Raw genomic sequence first — 21,429 nt, forward strand, 5'->3', positions numbered from 1 at the left:
AAATCACGCTTCTCGAGGTCCATCCCGAGCATCTCCCCAAGAGTCACGCATCGAGTTCCCCGCTCCTCCCAGGAAGAGATTCCCGGTTCATGTCGTTTATTGCTAGGCGCAGAGGCCTGCACCAACGCTTTGAAGGTCAGCAATGCGCCCATTGTCGGCCGTTGAGTTGATCTTTGCTCTGCCCGATAGCAGACTTTGCTGGCGACCACCTTGGACATCGCAGTTGCGCAAACACCTGACATTGCTGTTTGCTACTGGAAGGTTGCGATCAAGCCCGCGCAGGCCCTTTGTAGAAGTGCCACCTGATGATTCTGACTACCGGCGACCCGTTCTATTAAAAATGTCGAGAGTCCGGCTGCCGATCTTCCTCGCTGCGAATGGAGGGCGGATCGATTGACCGTCGAGCGACCTAGTATTTCTACTGCCATTCTGCCTATGGTTCGCATCTCGACCTAGTGGGCAGCGCTGCGACCGAGGCCTAGAACCTGCATGCGGCAATCACACGACGAACTCGAAGCTAGGATTGGGCATCTCACGCGGGAGCTCAACGAAGCGCTCGAACGCGAGACGGCCACCGGCGAGCTGCTTCGCGTCATCGCCTCGTCGCCAACTGATATCAAGCCGGTCCTCGACGCCGTGGCGGCTAGCGCCGCCCGTCTTTGCGAGGCCTATGACGTAATCATCCGGCTCAAGAAGAACGATATGCTCCATCTCGGCGCGCATTCGGGCCCAATTGCGGTCGATGAGGCGCCGTGGCCACTGGAGCGAGACCGGGTAATGGCGCGGTCGGTGATCGATGCGAGGACCGTGCAGGTCGAAGACTTGTCCGAGGCTGGGACCGAATTCGCGGCAGGACGGGAAAAGGCCATTCAGTACGGCTTTCGCACCATTCTGGCGACACCTCTCGTGGGGGATGGAAGAGCGATCGGTGCGATTAGCCTGCGGCGAAGAGAGGTGAGACCGTTCAGCGACAGGCAGATCGAGGTTCTGAAGACCTTCGCCGACCAGGCCGTGATCGCCATCTCGAACGTGGGGCTATTCGAAGAATTGCAGGCACGGACGGCCGAACTGACCGAAGCGCTTGCTCAGCAGACTGCGACCGCCGACGTGCTCAAGGTCATCAGCCGGTCGGCCTTCGACCTTGAACCCGTATTGCAGACGCTACTCGATTCGGCGATCCGCCTGGCAGGCGGTGATATGGGCTCGATCTCACTGCGCGATGGCGATTGGCTACGGGTCATGACCGGGACCGGTTGGACAGATGAACTTCGCGCTTATGAGAAGAGCCATCCACACCCGATCGGGCGTGGGACCTTTCAAGGTCGAGCGGCCCTCGAAGGGGCAACCGTCCATGTGCCCGATGTGTCCAAGGATATGGAATACAAAAGGCCGGAAGCGGCGAGCATGGGCCATTTCCGCGCGGCCCTTTCGGTCCCCCTCAAGCGAGGCCGAGACGTGATCGGCGTCTTCGGCATGGCGAGACGGACCGTGGGGCCGTTCTCACAACGCCAGATCGAACTGGTGGAGACCTTCGCCGATCAGGCTGCCATCGCCATCGCGAACGTGCGCCTGTTCGAGGAGGTGCAGGCGCGCAATCGCGAAGTAACCGAGGCGCTGGAGCGGGAGACTGCGACGGGCTCTATCTTGCGCGTCATCGCCGCGTCACCGACCGACATCCAGCCAGTCCTTGACGCCGTCGCCGAAAGCGCAGCGCGCCTCTGCGACGCCTATGACGCGACGATCTACCTGCGACGCGCCGGTCGGCTGGCGGTGGGAGCCCATCACGGGCCGATCCCCGTCGACGACACGGGACTGCCGGTCGCCCGGGACGTGGTCACCGGCCGCGCGGTGCTCGATCGCGCGCCGGTGCATGTCCTTGATTTGCAGGAGGCCGGCAGGGAGTTTCCGGTCGGAGCCGAGTTTGCGCGCCGGCTCGGATTCCGCGCGATCCTTGCGGCTCCGCTCCTGCGCGAGGAGGACGTCATCGGAGCGATAATGATCCGGCGCGCCGAGGCAAGGCCATTCACAGACAAGCAGCTCGAACTGCTGAAGACTTTCGCCGACCAGGCCGTCATCGCGATTGAGAACGTCCGCTTGTTCGAGGAAGTGCAGCAGCGGACGCGGGAGGCTACCGAGGCGCTAGAGTACCAGACGGCGACCAGCGATGTGCTTGGCGTCATCAGCCGCTCGCCCACTGATGTGCAGCCGGTGTTCAACATGATAGCGCAAAGTGCCGCCCGTCTGTGCGAAGCGCAGTTCTGCTTCGTCTACAGATATGATGGCGAGCTTCTGCATTTCGTAGCGCATCACGGCATCACCGAAGAAAGCGTTCATATCGTACGCAACACCTTTCCCGTGGCACCTACTCGCGGCAGCGCCGCCGAACGGGCGATCCTCTATCTTGACGTGGCGCAGATCCCAGACCTCACCTTGGACAGTGAATTCACGCACCGCGCCGCGGCGGCTTTTTCGGGCCTGCGCAGCGCTGTCGCCGTGCCGATGCTGCGTGACGGCCTGCCCATCGGTTGCATAGCAGTCGGGCGCGCTGAGACGGGCGTTCTTGCCGCCAAGCAAGTAGAACTTTTGAAGACCTTCGCCGATCAAGCGGTCATCGCCATCGAGAATGTCCGCCTGTTCGACGAGGTGCAGGCGCGCACCGAGGACCTGTCGCGCTCGCTGGACGACTTGCGCAAGGCCCAAGATCGACTCGTGCAGACCGAAAAGCTCGCCTCGCTCGGCCAGCTGACCGCGGGAATCGCTCACGAGATCAAGAACCCGCTCAATTTCGTCAACAACTTTTCCTCGCTGTCCGGCGACCTTATCGTGGAGCTGCGCGAGGCGCTGCAAGGCGCGGCGCTTGACGACAAGACCCGCTCGGAGATCGACGAGTTATCGGAGATGCTGAAGGGCAATCTCGACAAGGTGGTACAGCACGGCAAGCGCGCTGACTCGATCGTCAGGAACATGCTGCTCCATTCGCGCTCGGGCTCGGGCGAGCACCGGCCGATCGACATCAATGCGGTCGTGGAGGAGAGCTTGAACCTCGCCTATCATGGCGCGCGCGCCGAGGGGAAAGGCTTCAACATCACCCTGGAAAGGAATTTCGATCCAGGCGCCGGCAAGGTCGATCTCTTTCCGCAGGAGATCACCCGAGTGCTGTTGAACCTGATCTCCAACGGCTTTTACGCGACAACGAAACGACGTGTGGCCAATGGCGAAACCGGCTACGAGCCGGTGCTGGCGGCATCGACGAAGAACCTGGGCGATGCGGTCGAGATCAGAATCCGCGACAACGGCACCGGCATCCCGCCGGAGGTGAAGGAAAAGATGTTCAACCCGTTCTTCACCACCAAGCCGGCGGGCGAGGGAACAGGGCTAGGCCTGTCGTTAAGCCACGACATCGTCGTGAAACAGCACGCAGGCACCATAGAGGTCGACACCGAGCTGGGTTCCTTCACCGAATTCCGCATCGTTTTGCCGCGCGGCGCCGCGACGCTCGCCAAAGCTGGAGGAAGCGCTTGAGTCTGCTCATCCTGGTCGTCGACGACGAACCCGACATCGAGGTGCTTTTCCGGCAGCAGTTCCGGCGCGACCTGAGAGCCGGGCGCTTCGACATGGCATTCGCGCTTTCGGCGCCGCACGCTCTCAGCGTGATCGAGGCGGCGGAAAGTGCCTCGCTGATCCTCATCCTATCTGACATCAACATGCCGGGCATGAGCGGCCTCGAGCTCCTGCCGAAAGCGAAGGCGTTGCGTCCCGATGTGCCCGTGATCATGATCACCGCCTATGGCGACCCCGAGACCAAGCGGAAGGCGCTCGAAAACGGCGCCGAGGCGCTGTTGACGAAGCCCCTCGATTTCGTCGCGCTGCGCGGCGAGATCGACGCCCGCGTCGGGCTCGCGGCGTGACGGCGCTGATCCTCGTCGTCGACGACGAGCCGGACTTGGAGCCGCTCGTGCTGCAAAAGTTCCGCCGCCAGATCCGCGACGGGGCAGTGAGCTTTATCTTTGCCCGCGACGGCGTCGAGGCGCTGGACGTGATCGCCGCAAATCCCGACATCGAAATGGTCGTTGCCGACATCAATATGCCGCGCATGGACGGTCTGGCGCTGCTTGCGAAGCTCCAGGACGCCGAGGAGCGTTTGTCAACCATCATTGTGTCGGCCTACGGCGACATGGCCAACATCCGCATGGCAATGAACCGCGGAGCCTATGATTTCCTTGTGAAGCCGATCGATTTCGCCGACCTGGAGACGACTATCGCCAAGACGCTGAGGCACCTTGCCCTTCTGCGCGACGCGCGGGGCAAGCAGGTGGCGGCCGAGCGCGCGCACGCCTCGCTGTCGCGTTACTTCTCGCCCAACCTCGCCGAGCGGCTCGCCAGCGACGCTGGCGAGCTTGCCGGGCAGCGACGCGAGGTGGCGTCGCTTTTCACTGACATCGCCGGCTTCACTGCGCTGGCTGAGACACTCGACCCGGCGGTACTGGGCGAACTGCTTAACGTGTACCTCGCCGGCATGACCGACATCGTTTTCCACCACGAGGGCACGGTGGCCAAGATCGTCGGGGACGCACTGCATGTGCTCTTCGGCGCGCCGGGCGACCAGCCCGACCATGCCGCCCGCGCCGTCGCTTGCGCGCTTGACCTCGACGACTTTTCGGAAGACTTCCGCGCCGGCTGGCGCGCCAGGGGCGTGGCGCTCGGCCCCACCCGTATCGGCGCCCACGCCGGGCCGGCGATCGTCGGTAATTTCGGCGGCGCCCGCTTCTTCGACTACACGGCCTATGGAGACACCATCAACATCGCGGCGCGGCTGGAAGCCGCCAACAAACAACTAGGCACCCGTATTTGCCTGAGCGAGAGCGTCGCGAGGCAAGTTATGAATTTCCGAGGGCGGCCGGTGGGTGACCTCGTGTTGAGAGGACGAACGGAGTCGCTGCGCGCTTACGAGCCACTAAGGCCTGAGCAATGCGACGACCTCGCGACGAAGGATTACCTGGCGGCCTTCGCTAAGCTGGAAGCCGGCGACCCTAGTGCGGTCACCTCGTTCGCTGCTGAAGTAGGCAGGCGCGCAGGGGACCAGCTTGCGAGCTTCCATTTGAAGCGATTGCTGAACGGGGCAACAGGTCCGCGGATCAACATGGATTGATCGATTCGATGTTCAACGGCCGCTTCCTCTCCCTTCTATTTCTGAGGCTCGTTCCCAATTCTGCACTACGTGGACGGCACCGGCGGGCGCCTCGATCGTAGGATGACGCGCACCTGTAACATCCTTGGCCATCGATAAGCGACGCTGCAGCCGTCCAACTTGAGTGAGCTTCGGGCTGCCGCCCCTTCAGGCGAATATCTGCCCTTTCCATCTTGGCTGCGCAAACCGGACTGGCAGCCTTCGGCCCCTTAACGGCCTTCCCGGGCCGCGACAATCGCGCGCCGTTTAATTAGCCACAATGTTAACGCGGCGTGGCCACCTTCCTTCGCCGATGCAGTCGTGAGAATTTGCTGTTAGGCTTAGGTAAGGATAGCCACGAATGGTCCGCTGGGAGGTAGACCATGACAAAAGTGCGTGGCGTTTCGTTTGTGGCCCTTGCCGCACTTTCCGCGACCTTGGGGTTAGCCGGCAACGTGGATGCCGAGGATGCACCTCCGACAATCGTCACCCTCGGCGACAGCTACATCAATAGCGCTGGAGTAGTTGCCAGTGAGAGCTTTGCGACCAAGCTAAAGGCTGGGCTGAACGCTGCCGGGCATCCCGTGACAATTGTCGAGGTGGGGTACTTGGCGACCAGCAAACGGGGTCTCACTTGGCTGGCGGAATACAAGGACGGCCTTGACCTTCAGGCGAGCCCTGCAAACCACGTTGTCATCGTTGAATTGGGTCAGAACGATTGCGCTCGTATCGGCCTGGATCACACGCGAGCGAACCTCGACCAGGTTCTGAGTATCCTCGCCCAGAAACGCATTCCAGTGCTTGTGGTTGGAACTGCGGCACTTGACGAATGCTCGTCTATACTCTCCGCTGGGCACGAGGCCGACTATCCCGAGCAGTTTTCAAAGATGTTCTCCGAGCTGGCGACCAAGCACGGAGACTTGCTCTACGCTGACTTCAAGGAGGGCGTGACTGGGCATTCGGAGTTGCTGCAAGCGGACAAGAACCACCCAAATGCAGCGGGGGATGCGATCATCGTTAGAAACATGCTCCCTATGGTTGAGGCGCTCCTCGCGCAGGTGCAACCGCGTTGAACTACCCGTCTGAAGAACGGACGGCGTCTATGGAGGCTGGGCCGTGTTCTCAGTAGCGAATTGGCAGGCGTGACCAAGGCCCGAAGAAAGGGTCTTTTGTCCATATCATGAACATGGCGGACCCGCCGGGAGTGATACGGCTGAACGCAAATCTGAGGCAACGCGAAAGGGACCATTTCGGCGGCTTTGCGCCTCACATCGGACGCTCAGCATTTCATCACAGCTGCCTGGAAGCAGACGATAAATATCGAAGTTCGCTATAGCTAAGGAGCGGTGGGCCAACCCACCGCTCTTAACTTTTCGCGCAAGATGGTGGTACGGTTGCTCCTGTTCAAGGACGCCATGCATGGCGGACTGCTTAGGAGCGCGGTTTTGGGGGTAGCCCGAACCCGCCGAGCTCTTCAGGGTAACTGACGGCCATCAACCCGGCCTCGGCGTGCTCGGCGTAAATCCCATACATCTTGTCGCCATCATAGCGCGCGCGGCGTTTGTAAAGCTCGTTGCCCAGCACAGCGCCGGCAAGTCCATCGAATTTTTGCAGTATCCTTTTCGTTAGGCCGCGCTCGAAAGGTATCCGCTGCCGGAACGGCGCGCCCCAAGGCGTTTCTTTTGCCAGATCTCGCCATACTGCAAGCGCATCCGATTCAACGCCCACCTGATTGCCCCACGGTTTTCCTCCGGCGAAATGGCGGCAGTAGGCTCCCGAAAACCTGTGCTTTCGGGTTCGCTTTGACATCAGATTCCAGTTGGGGTGCATGGTCTGCCAAGCGCCGTCAAACGCGATGTTCATTGCGTTTTGGTCGTTGCACTGGCGCTCAATGGCAACCTGACGGGAGCGCGAAAGCAATCCCTGCTCCCGAACAAGAGGCATGTTGAAGACAACGACGCCTGAGTTGAAGTAAGGAGCACCTGGGCGGAGGCCAAGAGTGCTACGGTAGCGCGGTCTGAAATACATGTAGTCGTCGTGCGCGGCGAGAAGCGGAGCGTGCATGTCCTGCCCGGCCAAATCTGCGATGTCACGATTGAAAAGGACATCGCAGTCGGCATAGGCGATCCGGTCGAACGAGTGGAACTGAGGAAGCCGGTCGGCAAAAAGGCGGATGAAAGCGGCCGGGCTGCTCTTCCTGAATTTTGAACCGGCTTCAGCCATAAAAGTGGAGACATCGACTATCTCGACGCCGTCTCCTAACAGCCGATTGCCGACGAACATGTCGGACGAATCAATGCCGCCGAGATGGAACAAAAAACCCGGTGTTCCGCTCGCAGAGACGTCAAGGATTCGACGCATTGCCAAGCAGGCATAGGGAAAATATTCTTTGTCAGCCGCCAGTAGGAAGCAGGAGCGCATCAACGGGCTCCTGAGTGTTGCGCAACGAATTGCTCGATTGGCTGGGTCAGCGATACCACTTCCTGCTTGATCTTGTCGTCGCTCCACTCCCACCACCGTATAGCGAGCATTTTCGCGATGACATCATCTGAGAAACGGTAACGTATCAGCCGGGCGGCATTGCCTGCCACTATGGCATAGGGAGGTACGTCCTTGGTGACGACCGATCCGGCGCCGACAACCGCACCGTCACCGATTGAAACTCCCGGCAGAATGATGGAGCCATGACCTATCCAGACATCGTTCCCTAATATGATGCCGCCCGGACGCCCATTGCCCGTAGGCTCGGGCTGACTCAGCAGTCGGCTGTGGATGGGGAACGATGTCGCGCTGTCGATCGGGTGTTGACCGGAGCACATGAAAAGGACTTGGCCGGCAACAGAGCAAAAGCTTCCGACCTGCAGAGGCGCATCCTTAGTCGGGAACAGTATCTTCCGCCACGTTACACCATAGGTGTGGCGCCCGACGGAAACATGATTCGGGAGCTTGCCCCGAGCATCTTTAAGCCATTTAGTAAATACTGACATGTCATCACCCTACCCGCACGCTGAATAGCGTTTACTGTCTCTCAATACAACCTCAAGAGGCTTTCTCATGGACGGAATTTCACGCGGGCGCTTGCGCTCGTCCTTGAAGCGGAAGGGCTTTGGTCGGACAATCCGGACGATCCCGGCGGCGCCACCTCATAAAAGGCGTGACACTGGCGACCTTTCGCATCGTCATTAAGCTGAAAATTTCCCACCCTTAAATGGGCGATGCCATAGAACGATGACCCGACGGGCAGGGTGCCTGGAAAAATAGCCTTGTTCGTGCCTGAAGGAAAACACTAAAGGAGTTGTCGACAAGGAGGATGGCACATGTCCAAAGCAACTGACTGGCTTCGCAAGCTTGGCCTCCTGAAAGCGCGACAAACATGGCCGAGACACGTAACCGTTGGTTCACAATCTCATAGCAATCTGCGCCCTACTTCCTTTCTCCATTGTACCGAGCAGTCGCCGGTCGAAATCGGCGCCTTTTGTTCGATCGCGCCTGAGGTGCTCTTTGTCTGCCAGGCAAACCACCCGACAGAAACAGCGTCGACCTTCGGTATCCAAGATCGGATTGGGAAAACGAAGTCACTGTACGAGTACTTGCGGACTAAGGGACCGATCATTGTCGGCAATGATGTCTGGATCGGAACAAGGGCTATTATTCTTGCAGGGGTTACGATAGGCGATGGGGCTGTTATTGCTGCCGGCGGTGTAGTGACCAAAGACGTCCCACCATATGCCATCGTAGGAGGGAACCCTGCCAAATTAATCCGCTACCGGTTTTCGGATGAGACGATAGAGGCTATGCGTAATATTAGGTGGTGGGATTGGCCCGTTGGGGTCATCAAGCGACAGAAGGCAGCATTCGAATTACCTGCTGAGGAATTCGTGAAGCGTTTCGAGGGGGTGATTGTAGATGAAATGCATGGTGATCAACCTTGATCGGTCAACAGACCGCCTGGTCAATATTACGTCCGAGTTCGCCAGGATTGGCGTTTCGTTTCAGCGCATAGCCGCGGTCGACGCGCGCAGCGATCCTGTGAAGTTTCCTGCTCTACCCCATCTCACTAAACCAGAAATAGCGTGCTTCCTTAGTCATCGGAAATGCTGGCAGATCATCGCGGGCGGCGCGGATGAGTACGCTGCCATCTTTGAAGACGACGCGGTTTTAACAGATGATGGCGGACAGCTTTTGTTCAATGACCAATGGGTGCCGCGCGACGCCGATGTCGTAAAGCTTGAGACGATGTTCGGCCGCGTCAGGCTTGGGCGCATTGTTTCAATCAGCAACGGTCACGCGGTAGGGCGGCTGGTCGGTGAACATCTCGGGACCGCCGGTTATGTCATTTCTAAGGGCACGGCTCATAGACTGCTCCACCAGCTAAAGCACCTGAAAGAACCAATTGATCTCACATTGTTCAGCCCAAATTCATGGACTTTCGCGATCAGCAAAATATACCAACTTGTGCCGGCCATGTGTGTTCAGAGCCACAGGCTTGTTGGAAAGAAAGCTGTCATTACACTGATCCAGGCGGCGCCGCATCGCCCCAAAAGTGTGGCAACCAAGATTCGCGGAGAGCTATTGCGATTTTTTGCCCATTGTCGAAATGGCACCTTTTGGGGAACCGAAAAGGTGGATTTGCGCTGGGAAGGTGAGCGGGAGCCCGCCAAATGGTCCAAATAGTGTCTTCTAGCTGCGGCTCAAACGCTGGGCGCGATCAGCGTTACGACAGGGCACGAGTTGCAAGTATCTGCGCGGCGTCCCGCTACAGGTCCGGGGAGACCATTGGCCACAAAGGGATGCCGCATTCGCCAGCTAAAGCGGGTTCGGCCGCAAAGACCTTGCCGGTTCGCCTAGACAGCGCGTTCAAGATACGTCGATCATCGTCGATGTGCAGCCGCTTAGTTATGTGGGCGTCGTCGTAGGCATGTCCGTCCTTTGAGAATGAGACCCCGGCCATCACCACGCGGTCCGCGCCCAAGAACAACGACAAGCCAGCTCCAAGGATGCCGTTCGAGATATTGAGCTTGCCGACTTCGAGCGCTGAAGTCGCGTGCGCGGTTTCGAACATTACGCGCTGTCTTTGCCATTCAGTAAGGAGAGTCAGTGCCTGCCATTCATAGCCCATCTCGCGCAGAATGCCTTCGAAAGCCGAGCGATCCTCTTTCCAATCCGGGACGATAGCGGTCTTTGTCGAGCGGTCGGCCAGCACTTCACGAGCTTTGATGTCCTCAGGCCGGTCATTTCGAATTTGAGGGCGAATTATAGTGAAGTCAGGGACCCCGAAGCCCCAACTTTCGGTCAAGACTTGAGAGGCATTGACGGTCATCAGCGTGAAGCCATCTAACGCTCCGCGAGGCGGGCGGGATCCAGGTGCCGAGCCGACCACCAGGGCGTCTCCTGCAATCGCTGGCAAGTCCAAATCAAGCGAAGCGCTGAACGTCTTTATTATTCGCCACAGGCTGGCCATAGTGTCTACCTGTCGCGCTGTCGCAGAATTTCTTCGACTGTCGCTACATCCGCAGGGGTATCCACTGCGACAGAGTCTGAGGAAACCGGCACCATACGGACATCGAAGCCCAATTCGAGGAAGCGCAAAATCTCGATGTCCTCGATCTCTTCCAAACCAGTCTTTCCCTTGACGCTGCGGTATGCCCCCAACGCTTCGGACGTAAAGGCATAGATGCAGACCTGGCGCCAAGCCTTTTTGAACTCAAAGGACTTGTTGGTCGGGATGGCAGCCCTCGACATGTAGAGCAGACGTCCATCTGGGCGCATCACGACCTTAGGGATTGAAGGGCTGCGGAATCTTTCCTCAGTATCTATGGGACAAACGCCGTTCAGAACTTCGCCCGGATTAGCCTCTGCGGCATCCAGAATCAGTTGAATGTCGCGAGGGTTGAATAGCGGCTCGTCCCCTTGGACGTTGATATACAGGTCTGCTGCGACACTGTCGGCGACTTCGGCAACGCGGTCGGTGCCCGTTGGGCAATCCGGAGAAGTCATCAGCGTGCGGATACCCACACCCACGCAATGTCGGTAAATGCGCTCGTCATCGGTCGCGACATATATGTGTTCAGCAGGAAAGCCCAACGCGCATCGCCGATAGGTTCGCTCGATCATGGGGACGCCAGCTAATTGTATCATGGGTTTGCCTGGCAACCGGCCGGATTGAAAGCGAGCCGGAATCACGATCGCGGCGTTCATTGATTCCCCCAGAACGAGCTTGTCGCGCTACTCGACCTCTTATTAACGTTCATTCCCTCGTCTTCGACGGTCAGAACACTCCTTAAATCACACCCTCAATTCTTGTGCTAGGCGCTGCCCCCGGACGTCGAAAACGGAAGGTCAGCTTTCTACCCCATTCATCCGGGAACCGGACTGTCCGCTTCCGGCCCCAGTTCAGACTACGATCCGTGTTTCACATCGCATATTGAGGCTGATCGCGTAAACTGTCTCAGTCCGCCTTATCGCCCAAAGCCAAAACAGAGATGTCCATCCACATCGCTCCTCGTTAAGGGGAAATCGTTGTCGGTCCGGTCCGAAAACGGCGTCGGGGCTGGGATAGGCGCACCTATCGCGGCTCTTGATGAAGATCGCACGGTGACATCGGGCGGCATCCTGAAGTCGAACTCCCTTCCTTCGGGGGTTTGATGTAGTTTGGGCGGCTAGTCGCCGACAGCCATGGAGTTGGATACGATGACGTACTTCGATCTAGGCACCTTCTCCCGCCGGCTGGACAACACGCTTTCCGAGGCGCAGATGTGGTTCGACCGGGGACTGATCTGGCAATACGGATTTAACCACGAAGAGGCCATTGCCTGTTACGAGCGCGCGCTCGAGGTGGCGCCTTCGAACGTCATGGCGCGGTGGGGAATTGCCCACTGTCTGGGTCCAAACTACAACAAGCTATGGACCTCCTTCGGGCCTGAAGAGCGTATTGTCGCTTTGACGCGGGCGCATGTATTGCTCGCGGAAGCGTGCGATCTGTCTGCAATCGAAGTCGAGCGCGCCTTGCTTGATGCGCTGACATCGCGCTTCCCTACTGATCCAGAGATTGCGGATTATGGCCCTTGGAATGACGATTTCGCTGATGCGATGCGCACAGTGTACGAGAGGTTCCCTGACGATCTGGATGTGACCGCGATCTTCGTCGAGGCACTGATCAACCGCACGCCTTGGGCGCTGTGGGATACTCGGACCGGGCAGCCTTCGGCTGGCACCTCGACGGTGGAAGCGCGCGCGGCTTTGGACCGCGCCTTCACGACCCAGCCAGCAGCCTGGGGACATCCGGGGTTGTTGCATTTCTATATTCATCTGATGGAGATGTCGTCGACGCCAGAAAAAGCCTTGCCGCATGCAGATCGGCTGGTGCGCCTAGTGCCAGACTCTGGGCATCTTGTGCATATGGCGACGCATATTGACGTGCTTTGCGGCGACTACCACAAAGTCGTGGTGCGCAATCGGCAGGCGGCTCAGGTGGATCGTTCATATTTCGCTCATGCAGGCGGTGAGAACTTTTACACTGTCTACCGCATCCACAACCTTCACTTTCAAATCTACGGGGCCATGTTTCTTGGTCGCCCTTCGGATGCCTTCGAGGCCGCGAGGGCACTGGCGGAAAACCTGCCGGAGCCGGTGGTGCGTTACATGCCAGAGATGTTTGAAGCCTTCGCGCCGATGAAGTTGCACGTACTTATCCGCTTTGGCCGCTGGTCCTGCATCCTGGAAGAGGCCTTCCCTGACGATGCTGAGCTCTACTCGTTCAGCACCGTCCTGTTGCATTATGCCCGCACCGTAGCTCTGGCCAATCTCGGTAAAATCCCCCAGGCAGAGGAAAGCGCTAGCCTTTTCGCGGCCGCGCGCGATGCAGTGCAGCCCGAGCGCATGCTGTTCAACAACCCATGCGCCGATATCCTCGAGGTTGCCGAAGCGATGATGCTGGGGGAGTTGCACTACAAGTCCGGTCGCGTCCATGAAGGCCTGGACTTCCTGCGGCGTGCGGTCGATCTCGACGACAATTTGCTCTATGATGAGCCATGGGGTTGGATGCAGCCGACGAGACACGCGCTTGGCGCATTGCTGATGGATGCCGGACTATATGGCGAAGCTGAGGCTGTCTATCGCGCCGACCTTGGGCTTGATGCGACGTTGCCGCGTCCTTGCCAACACCCACGCAACGTCTGGAGCCTACACGGCCTGCTTGAATGCCTTAGCCGACGTGGTGACGCGGTAGAAATCATCGAGGTCCGACAGCAGTTGAATCAGGCTCTGGCGCATGCAGAGGTGCCGATCATGGCATCATGTGCCTGCCGGAGCGCATCGCAATAAGTGGCAAGCATCCGCTCGCCACGTTGCAGCCTCCTCAGCGCCATAAGAGCCAGCATCGAACAGCGTCTCGCACGCGTCCATTGCGCGCGCCGAATCCGGCCGTCACTCTGGGGCTCAGTGAAGGGGTGATGGCGAGGCAGAGCTTACCCGCATGGGGCACTGGAGCAGCATCTGGCCTAGCGGATGCTCGAGATCGCGGACCTGCACTGCCACGGTTCGACAAGGACTTCGTGCAGGGCATCTCTGCCCTGCAGCCCCGGGTCATCCGTATGCATGCAACCCGCCTCAACGTCCGCTCAGAGGTCGTCTGCCGAATGGCGGCTATCCGCCGAGCTCGCCCCGATAGCGGACCGACGGGTTCCGGCCCGAGCGCCGCCAGGCTGCTATGCCTTATCTCAGTCATTTAAGCTAAATTTAGAACATATAAATGCCAATCACGATCAGCACCAACATGAATGCGGACGATGGACTGCTCCGTTTCTACATTCTCTCCATTATGATTTTTCCTGAACACCCGCTGCCAACTCCGGTACCTTTAAATTTACCGGTCCCGTTGTCACCCTTTATGACGCCAGTCAGCGTGTTCCCGCCTGTTCTTCCTTTATATACAAATGTGTGTTTTATGTTGACAGAACCACTGCTAGTGACGCTTCCTGTAAACCCGGAGCCAGATGATATTCTGCCGTCACTTATGAAAACGGATGTTGAGAGTTCTCGCCAATCGCCACAGTCCGTTGTGGCGCGTCTGACCAATTTCCATGTGCCATTAAAGGCGCTTAGCCCGCTGGTCTGGGGCACACAATGATCCCTCTGGACAACCATTCCATCTTCACAAGCAAGCGGGCAGATACGAGCTCCGATCGCCCTTAGGCTTTTCAGAAGTCCCGCCGTCGGTTCCAACGATGCAAGCTTGATACCTTGCCGGTCGGCATATTCTTCAAGTGCTTTGCGGCTGCCTAAGCCCCATTTGCCATCCGCATCGCCGGCCAGGCACCCCAGGCGAACCAGTTCCGCTTGAGTGGCCAGCGTAAGTTCGCCAGAGTTTATATAGCCTGCCGGTGACTGCGCCAGCGGATTGGGTTGTTCAAGGCTGGTGATTTCCGTCGCCTTGGTATCGTCCGTTGCCTTAGCGGTGCGCTCCGCAGTCGGCTGTTCCGCCACCTGTTTGGTAGAAGCCTGCCGTTCCGCCTCAACACGCTTGTCGATACCATCGATCTTTAGCTTGGCAATGGCCGCAAAGACGCCCGTCGGAAACTGCTGTAGATACGCCTCGAAAAAGCTCTTGTCGGTTGAGTCCTTGATGGTTGCCCAATACGCTAACTCGACCGCGTTGTCCGGCGGCGCAGACTGTGGAAGCGGACCAGACGCCTGTTTCGGCTCGGCCGTTGTCGCGAGAGGCTTCAAAACGACTTCGCCCGTGAGCGAGGAGTTTTCCCACGGCACTTGCTTCCCATCCGTGGCGGCCAGCACGTCGCGGCGTACATCGATGAGGTCGCGCGTGATATCCTGCCCAGGTGTGCCGAGGTGCGCGAGCAGCGCAGTCGTGAAAGGAGAGTTTCGGCCCGCTCCGTCCAACGCGACGTTACCTGGTTGCGTTGCAAACGCGATCAGCGAACCGACTCCGCTGCCAAGTCGGGCAAGACCACGCCCTAAGGAACCAGAGCGCGTACCCATCGAGCGGGAAAGCTTCTCCGCAAACGGATTATCCCGACAGGCATCGAGGAAGACGAGGTTAACCTTCGTGCTGCGGTCCATCGCCGAAAGGACGAGGTCCATCGGAAGGGCCTCAAAGTCGAGGTCGTTATAGCTGGACAATTGTGCGTCCACCGGCACCATATAGTTGATGCCATTCACCTGCAGGCCGTGCCCGGCATAGAAGAACAGCGCCATATCGGCACCGTCGAGCTTTTCCAGGAACTGGCGCACCGTGCGACGCATTCCAGCGAGGTCGAGTTCCTGGCCGCTGACGACCTCGAAGCCAAGGCTTTCAAGCTTGGCATGCATGTCGGACGAATCGTTCTTCGGATTGGCGAGTTGCACCGCATGCTGGTAGGCCGAATTGCCAATCACCAAAGCTACGCGTTTGTCGGCGACTGCCCGTCCCGAAAAAGCGGCAAACAATAAAACCAAGAGAATGAAAGCGCTGCGCATGGCAGAACCGCCTCCCCAACGGAACTGTAGCAGAGGCTAATGTGATCGAAAAGAGCTGATGCTCCCGGTTGGGGACGAGTGACCTTCTGCTCCGCGAGATGGTTGTTGGTGGACACCGGTTCGGTGCTGGAGTCGCATTCCCATGTAAACGGGCGATGGTTTGCTTGAGGCGCGTGAACGGGTATGCTGGTAGGGAGCGGCGCTTCCACTGGTTTGGGGGTCTATTTTCGGCGTGCGGACACTTGGCCGGATCGTCAGCCTGCAGCGAGGTGGGATTGCCGCATCGCTCGCCTATCTGGTTCTGCTGGGTCTCTCGATTGCTCTCGTTTCACCGCCGTTGGAAAATATCGTTCACGACGTGATGATGGTCTCCATCTCGCCCTTCACCCATGCTCCAACCAACATCGTTGTGGTCTCAATTACAGAACAGACCCTGGCGAATTTTCCATACCGCTCGCCACTGGACCGTGGCTTCTTGGCCGACATGGTGGCCCGGATCGAGTCCGCCCGCCCTCTTGCCATCGGCATCGACCTACTGTTCGACCAGGCAACAGAGCCGGAAAAGGATGCCCGCCTCGAAACTGCCATTGAAACCGCCCGTGTGCCTGTGGTGATCGCCTCGGCTTCGCGGACTGACGGCCTTACCGAAAGACAATCCGACTATCTAAACGCGTTCGCTCCGTCGGCAAAGCGGGGCCTTGCAGCATTGCTGCATGACAATCTCGACGGCGTGGTCCGTGGGGCCTTTCCCGGTCGAGAAGGCGGCGGCGCTTGGATGCCAAGTTTTGTTGCAGTGATCGCAGCATCAACCGGAGTTGGTGGCGGCCACTCGCCGGAGGAGATGGTCTACTACCGCACGGGGAACAGCCTGCCCTTCAGCTTTCCAACCTATCCGGCACAGGCCGTTCCGCTGGCACCGCTCAGCTGGTTCGAGGGGAAATATGTTCTTATCGGTGTAGACCTACAGCAAATAGACCGACATCCGACACCGTTCGCGTTGTTGAGCGGGGCGAAAATCGGTGTCCTCCCTGGCGTCGCGATCCACGCCCATTCGTTAGCCAGGCTCGTGTCCGGGAATCGGATAACGACCCCTTGCCCTGCAGTGGGCTATGCGCCAATGCTTCTTGTCGGGCTGTTTTGCTTATGGATCGTTTCGCGGCCGATCCCGGTGGTCTTCAAACCTGTCGCGGTCGCTTGTACGGTGCTGCTGGTATGGATCAGTGAGGCGTGCGCGTTCGCGCGGTTCGCAATCCTCGTTCCGATGGTCGCCCCTGCATTGCTTGTGGTAGGCCTGTCGGCGTTCGTTGGCTTCCTGGCTTGGAGACGGGACGCCAGGGCTCGCCAGTTCATTCAGAACGCGTTCTCGAAATATGTCAGTCCGGCCGTTGTTGCAGCGATTGTCAAGGAACCAAACGCTCTCCATCTCGGTGGTGAGAAGCGTGAGCTCACCTGTGTATTCACGGATGTCGAGGGATTTACGTCATTCAGCGAGCAACTCGCGCCAGAGGTGCTCGCAGATGTATTGAACGAATATCTGAACGGGCTCTGCGAGTTATTTGTCGAGCATGGTGCAACCATCGACAAGGTCATCGGCGATGCGGTGGTCGGCTTCTTCGGGGCTCCGGCAGCACAAAATGACCAAGCGGAGCGGGCGGTGTCTCTGGCACTTGCTGTGCAGGACCACGCGCAGCGGCTGCGCGAGAAATCGGCACGACGGGGCCATTCACTCGGATCCACCCGCATAGGTATTCATTGCGGGCCGGCAATCGTCGGCAACTTCGGGGGAAATCGGTTCTTCAATTACACAGCTATTGGAGATACTGTAAATGCCGCAGCCCGGCTTGAGGGAGCGAACAAGTACATCGGCACCAAAAACTGCATCAGCTCCGAAGTGGCGAGGCAGACGACGCACTTCCTGTTGCGCCCTGCTGGAGTTCTACACCTTAAGGGCAAGAACCAAGGCATCGAAACTTTCGAGGCAATGACACGTCATCCAGAAAATACGATACTCTACGAGGAGTATTTGAACGCGTATGCCCTACTTGCCGCAGGGGACACGCGTGCGATAGCGGCATTTAAGTTGTTGGTCAAAAACTACCCGCAAGACGGCCTGATCGCTTTTCACCATAACCGTCTTGCAAGCGGAGAGTTCGGAGCAGACATTCATCTCGTCGGGAAATAAGGTCATCGCGACATGAGCCTCCGGCGTTCGACTTTGCAGATCGCCTCCCTGATCGTCGGCACGACCGTCCTTGTGACGGCGCAACCTGCGGCAGCCGGCGGCCAGTACGTGGTCCTGTCGACTCAGCCGGTGGTGGATGAACTGCCGCCAGGCAAGCTCTTTATGCCAAGCGACGTCATCAACGTTCCAGCCGGTACGGTCGTCACTCTGCTCGGCGAAGACGGCAGCGTGAACGCGCTTTCGGGTCCAAGTTCCTTCGTGGTTACGGAGGATGCATTGGCGTACGGCAGTTTACAGGGGACTCCCAACGCGAACGAAGGGCCTTCAAAACTTGACCTGATAGCCGTCCTCTTGGCAAATGAGCGCAAGAGAACAGAGTCCATCGGCGGTTCGCGCACCACTACCGACCATTCCACGCCGAGCGGCCTCGACGACCCTTGGGCAGTGTCCATCGAAGAATCCGCTCCTGGCTGCATCCGCGATGGTGAAATGGTTCTGGCGCGCGCGGGCATAGGGCAGAGCGCGGTTTTCTCGATTCGCATCGGCAGCAGTGAGCCGCTCGACGGCATAGTCTGGAGCGCCGGCAAACCGACGTACTCTCTTCCAGACCCTATTCCTCCCGAGGTCAGATCTGTTGTCGTCGAGACCAGCAAGACATCGGCGTCGATCGAAATCAAAAGGTTTCCAAAGAACGCCGTTCTTGAAAATTCGCTGGAAGTTCTTGGATGGATGGTGAGCAGCGGTTGTAAACGTCAAGCGTTGGCCTTGGTGCGTCAGCTTGTGACAAAAAAGCAATAGGTTATTAGCCAGGAGCCAACGCCACGAATGCCAAACTGTGGCCGATTGAAGTCCTGTTGCCCGAGGAGATGCGGCGCGGCCACGCGGGACTCCATATGGCCTTCCTGCGTCGACCGGAGAGCCGGCCGATGGGCGCGGGTCGCGATTTGCAAGGCTGCCGCAAGAACGGGAGGACAATTCCGGTGGAGGTCGGGTTGAACCCGCTCGAACACGACGGCCAGCGTGGCGCGCTTGCGACGGTAGCTGACATAAGCGAGCGAAAGCGAAGACCGGGAGCTTGCACCCGAGGGGTGGCCGCCCCATTCCAAGCTTCACCCGCATCGCTCTGCTCGCGCCCGATAGGTCGCCGAAAATTTACCGGTTTACGGCTTGGCACCTTTCCTCGCCGAAAGGTTGCGCAGCTTGACGGTGATGCCCTCGGGCTGAATCGCAGTGAACTGGGAGACGAGCCCGTATTTCTTCCACTCTGGCCCGAAGCCCGCCATCACCGGGCCAACGATGAAGGTAAACCGCATCGGATTCTTGGCTACGCCGGGTTCGCACTGATTGGTGATGTAGCAATGCGGTGCCTGGTTGGTGGCTAGATTCTCGGCCGAATAGATCACCTTGTCGTCGCAAGCGACCTTGATCCAGCCATTCTTGTCGGCTGCCCATCGGATCTTCATGGAAAAGGCCACCCAGGAACCGAAACGCCCAGGCGACTGGCATTCGTTGCCGAGGAAGGTCACACCCTTGGCTGAGTCGAGCTTCAGCATATAAAGAAAGTTATGGATGAACGGCCCCTCCCAACTGGCAATACGCAGGCGGCTGTCCAAGGCGCCCGGCAGGAAGCCGATCGCGTGGTCATTGTAAAAGCCGGGGTAGTTGAACGCTGGATCGACCCACAGGCCGAAGCGATACTCGACGCTCTCGCCCGTTTTGCTCTCGGGACCTATCAGCGTGGCGCGTATGTTGCCGTTGTGGCAGTCGTTTTCACCTCGACCGTCACCGTAATCCACGCTGCTGCATTTCCGGTCGAATATCTGGAAGGTGGTGACGCCGTCCTTCGTCACCGGTTTCGACGGGCCATTCAGCCTATGGTTCTTGAAGCCGGCGGGATGCTTGTCGGCCAGCGCGGCACTTGCAAAAAGCGACTGCGTCACGGCCGCAAACAGGAGAATGCAGCGTTTCATGCCTCCCTCAACCAATACTGACAGGTAAGGCTATCAGCGAGTTGCTGACGCGGTCAAACCCTCGGCAAGACTGTGTCCCAGATCTGTGCAACAAGGGATGAGGGAGCAGGCGCGGGCTACCCCCACGAAGGTCCTACGCGTCCCGTTCGAGAGGCTCGTGCTCCGGATCAGCACGATAAGCGACCTGGCGAAAATCGCGCATGTCGATCTGCTGGCCGCAAACAGGGCAAGGGATGAAATGCGCGAGTTCGCTCGCGGGCGGGCCTTCATGTCGGTGCCCGACCAGTGGTCTGCCGAGATCCGATAGCCTGGTCATTGTTTCCGCAGCGCCTTGGCTTCCCGCTCCAGCGTCTCGCGTTGGTTGCCGTGCTTCGCAATCAGCTCTTTGACCTGCTGGGGTGTGATGCCGGTCTTTGTTGCGAAATATTCAACTTCATAATCCTCGTCGGCTGAGACACGGTCCCGATCGCGAAAATCCCGCTTGCTCTTGTCGTCGGCCATATCGATTCCTCCTTCGCTCATCCCGCAACGCCGAGTTGACGTGTTTGTTGCACCAAAAGGCTGATTTCCGGTTTCGGAACTATTTTAGCTTAATCTTATTGAATCGCCGGAGGGTGGGTCAGTGCATGCGTTTGAAGTTCATCGAGCCGTTGATGCCGACCCTTGTGGAGAAGCCTCCCGAGGGTGAAGGCTGGACCCACGAGGTCAAGTTCGACGGCTACCGATCGCAGATGGCCATCGATGAAGACGGCACACGCATTTATACGCGCAACGGCCACGACTGGACGGCGAAATATGGCGACCTGGTGAGAGAGGCCAAGCGCCTTGGTGCCGAAAGCGCCATCGTCGACGGCGAGATCGTCGTTCTGAACGACAAGGGCCTTTCGGACTTCACAGCGCTGCGCAGAGCTATCACCCGCCGGCAGCACGACTTGTATTTTGTTGCCTTTGATCTGCTTTACCTTAAACTGCGCGAACGTCCTGTCCACCACCGTTACGCGAGAGCTGTAACCGAGCTCTACGCCCAAAACACGTGATCCGACTTTACGAGCTTCACAAACAGGTCAAACCAAAACCGATACTCGGGTTCATCTCGATCGCCAAGCGTCTGGAAAGTCTAGCATCGCTCGCTAGCATGGATGCGCGAGGAGCAGGTGCTGGCGTGGCGGACCTTGGCACGATCGAGCTGTTGCAAAACGAACACCGACGGGTGAACCGTCTGAGATGCCGTTGGTGTCTAGTTTCGGACGTGCGGCGGCGCTTGTCGTGTGAAGCCTTTTGGATCATCCTATCGAGCGGTTGGATACTCGTTAGCCTCGAAAACATGGTGATGAACGCGGCCGGTGAACATCTCGAGCAGCTCTCCGGTCAACTCGCGGCTTTGAAATCTGACATCGGATTGAAGCGCCCGGCTGCAGGTGTCCATGTCGGGATAGCGAATGGCAAGCACCATGGCATAGACGGGGGCGCCGTCGTCCCGCTCGGTGCCATCCAGAACGCGCACCTCTTCCGCCCCAGGAAATTGTGTCCACAGCGGCACTAGCCTTTCCCTGACGAAGCGCCGGAATTCGCTCTCGCGTCCGGGTTGGATTTCGCCTTCGAACAGGGCGTACCGAATGATCATGGCGAGTCTTTCC

The 21,429-nt window shown here is 58.7% G+C and carries 19 protein-coding genes and 1 pseudogene; 12 read left to right on the forward strand and 8 right to left on the reverse strand.

The window, feature by feature from the left end:
- Positions 1-489 precede the first annotated feature (489 nt).
- The 4 genes from NKJ88_RS01050 to NKJ88_RS01065 all read left to right on the forward strand — a co-directional run bounded on the left by NKJ88_RS01050 (position 490) and on the right by NKJ88_RS01065 (position 6,240).
- Positions 490-3,522, forward strand: coding sequence for a GAF domain-containing protein (locus tag NKJ88_RS01050; protein ID WP_352443376.1), 3,033 nt, complete (start codon positions 490-492; stop codon positions 3,520-3,522).
- Complete coding sequence (locus tag NKJ88_RS01055) at positions 3,519-3,908, forward strand: response regulator (protein ID WP_023723443.1); 390 nt, start codon at positions 3,519-3,521, stop codon at positions 3,906-3,908. The genes NKJ88_RS01050 and NKJ88_RS01055 overlap by 4 nt, the downstream gene beginning before the upstream one ends.
- A complete protein-coding gene (locus tag NKJ88_RS01060; protein ID WP_352443377.1) occupies positions 3,905-5,149 on the forward strand; it encodes an adenylate/guanylate cyclase domain-containing protein in 1,245 nt (414 codons plus the stop codon). Before NKJ88_RS01055 ends, NKJ88_RS01060 begins: the two co-directional genes overlap by 4 nt.
- Positions 5,150-5,550: 401 nt before the next feature.
- Positions 5,551-6,240 carry a GDSL-type esterase/lipase family protein gene (locus NKJ88_RS01065; RefSeq protein ID WP_352443378.1) on the forward strand — a complete coding sequence of 230 codons (690 nt, stop codon included), beginning with the start codon at positions 5,551-5,553 and terminating at the stop codon, positions 6,238-6,240.
- 358 nt (positions 6,241-6,598) lie between these two features.
- Here the strand turns inward: NKJ88_RS01065 and NKJ88_RS01070 are convergent, their stop codons facing one another.
- Positions 6,599-7,588: a glycosyltransferase gene (locus NKJ88_RS01070; protein ID WP_352443379.1), complete on the reverse strand. Its 990-nt coding sequence runs from the start codon at positions 7,586-7,588 to the stop codon at positions 6,599-6,601.
- Entirely contained in the window at positions 7,588-8,154 is a 567-nt protein-coding gene (locus NKJ88_RS01075) for a CatB-related O-acetyltransferase (RefSeq protein ID WP_352443380.1), read from the reverse strand. Before NKJ88_RS01075 ends, NKJ88_RS01070 begins: the two co-directional genes overlap by 1 nt.
- Before the next feature lie 330 nt (positions 8,155-8,484).
- Here NKJ88_RS01075 and NKJ88_RS01080 point away from each other — a divergent pair, with 330 nt between their 5' ends.
- Both NKJ88_RS01080 and NKJ88_RS01085 read left to right on the forward strand, forming a co-directional pair.
- Complete coding sequence (locus tag NKJ88_RS01080) at positions 8,485-9,099, forward strand: CatB-related O-acetyltransferase (RefSeq protein WP_023753821.1); 615 nt, start codon at positions 8,485-8,487, stop codon at positions 9,097-9,099.
- The gene (locus NKJ88_RS01085) at positions 9,083-9,841 is read left to right on the forward strand and encodes a glycosyltransferase family 25 protein (protein WP_352443381.1); all 759 of its coding nucleotides are present in this window, start codon (positions 9,083-9,085) and stop codon (positions 9,839-9,841) included. The genes NKJ88_RS01080 and NKJ88_RS01085 overlap by 17 nt, the downstream gene beginning before the upstream one ends.
- Before the next feature lie 82 nt (positions 9,842-9,923).
- Here the strand turns inward: NKJ88_RS01085 and NKJ88_RS01090 are convergent, their stop codons facing one another.
- Both NKJ88_RS01090 and NKJ88_RS01095 read right to left on the reverse strand, forming a co-directional pair.
- The gene (locus NKJ88_RS01090) at positions 9,924-10,628 is read right to left on the reverse strand and encodes a hypothetical protein (protein ID WP_352443382.1); all 705 of its coding nucleotides are present in this window, start codon (positions 10,626-10,628) and stop codon (positions 9,924-9,926) included.
- Between the two features lie 5 nt (positions 10,629-10,633).
- Positions 10,634-11,365, reverse strand: coding sequence for a 3-deoxy-manno-octulosonate cytidylyltransferase (locus NKJ88_RS01095; RefSeq protein WP_352443383.1), 732 nt, complete (start codon positions 11,363-11,365; stop codon positions 10,634-10,636).
- 492 nt (positions 11,366-11,857) lie between these two features.
- On the opposite strand from NKJ88_RS01095, the gene NKJ88_RS01100 reads away from it, so the two are divergent.
- Positions 11,858-13,489 carry a tetratricopeptide repeat protein gene (locus NKJ88_RS01100; RefSeq protein ID WP_352443384.1) on the forward strand — a complete coding sequence of 544 codons (1,632 nt, stop codon included), beginning with the start codon at positions 11,858-11,860 and terminating at the stop codon, positions 13,487-13,489.
- Positions 13,490-13,969: 480 nt separating this feature from the next.
- Here NKJ88_RS01100 and NKJ88_RS01105 read toward each other — a convergent pair whose 3' ends face one another.
- The gene (locus NKJ88_RS01105) at positions 13,970-15,640 is read right to left on the reverse strand and encodes a caspase family protein (protein WP_352443385.1); all 1,671 of its coding nucleotides are present in this window, start codon (positions 15,638-15,640) and stop codon (positions 13,970-13,972) included.
- Between the two features lie 232 nt (positions 15,641-15,872).
- Here NKJ88_RS01105 and NKJ88_RS01110 point away from each other — a divergent pair, with 232 nt between their 5' ends.
- The 3 genes and pseudogenes from NKJ88_RS01110 to NKJ88_RS01120 all read left to right on the forward strand — a co-directional run.
- Positions 15,873-17,822 carry a CHASE2 domain-containing protein gene (locus NKJ88_RS01110; RefSeq protein WP_352443386.1) on the forward strand — a complete coding sequence of 650 codons (1,950 nt, stop codon included), beginning with the start codon at positions 15,873-15,875 and terminating at the stop codon, positions 17,820-17,822.
- A 12-nt stretch (positions 17,823-17,834) separates the two neighbouring features.
- Positions 17,835-18,620 (forward strand): hypothetical protein, encoded by a 786-nt coding sequence (locus NKJ88_RS01115; protein WP_352443387.1) that lies wholly within the window; start codon positions 17,835-17,837, stop codon positions 18,618-18,620.
- A gap of 56 nt (positions 18,621-18,676) precedes the next feature.
- Positions 18,677-18,874: pseudogene (locus tag NKJ88_RS01120) on the forward strand (PAS domain S-box protein); the annotation flags it as partial.
- 108 nt (positions 18,875-18,982) lie between these two features.
- Here NKJ88_RS01120 and NKJ88_RS01125 read toward each other — a convergent pair.
- On the reverse strand, positions 18,983-19,792 hold the full coding sequence (locus tag NKJ88_RS01125; protein ID WP_352443545.1) for a hypothetical protein: 810 nt from the start codon (positions 19,790-19,792) through the stop codon (positions 18,983-18,985).
- A 157-nt stretch (positions 19,793-19,949) separates the two neighbouring features.
- On the opposite strand from NKJ88_RS01125, the gene NKJ88_RS01130 reads away from it, so the two are divergent.
- Positions 19,950-20,099 carry a hypothetical protein gene (locus NKJ88_RS01130; protein ID WP_352443388.1) on the forward strand — a complete coding sequence of 50 codons (150 nt, stop codon included), beginning with the start codon at positions 19,950-19,952 and terminating at the stop codon, positions 20,097-20,099.
- A 5-nt stretch (positions 20,100-20,104) separates the two neighbouring features.
- On the opposite strand, the gene NKJ88_RS01135 is transcribed toward NKJ88_RS01130, so the two are convergent.
- A complete protein-coding gene (locus NKJ88_RS01135; protein ID WP_023823908.1) occupies positions 20,105-20,293 on the reverse strand; it encodes a DUF3606 domain-containing protein in 189 nt (62 codons plus the stop codon).
- 125 nt (positions 20,294-20,418) lie between these two features.
- Here NKJ88_RS01135 and NKJ88_RS01140 point away from each other — a divergent pair, with 125 nt between their 5' ends.
- The gene (locus NKJ88_RS01140) at positions 20,419-20,829 is read left to right on the forward strand and encodes an ATP-dependent DNA ligase (RefSeq protein ID WP_352443389.1); all 411 of its coding nucleotides are present in this window, start codon (positions 20,419-20,421) and stop codon (positions 20,827-20,829) included.
- 251 nt (positions 20,830-21,080) lie between these two features.
- On the opposite strand, the gene NKJ88_RS01145 is transcribed toward NKJ88_RS01140, so the two are convergent.
- Positions 21,081-21,416: a hypothetical protein gene (locus NKJ88_RS01145; RefSeq protein ID WP_352443390.1), complete on the reverse strand. Its 336-nt coding sequence runs from the start codon at positions 21,414-21,416 to the stop codon at positions 21,081-21,083.
- Between the last annotated feature and the right edge of the window lie 13 nt (positions 21,417-21,429).

The organism is Mesorhizobium sp. M0016 (assembly GCF_040324035.1).
In the GTDB taxonomy this organism is placed as follows: domain Bacteria; phylum Pseudomonadota; class Alphaproteobacteria; order Rhizobiales; family Rhizobiaceae; genus Mesorhizobium.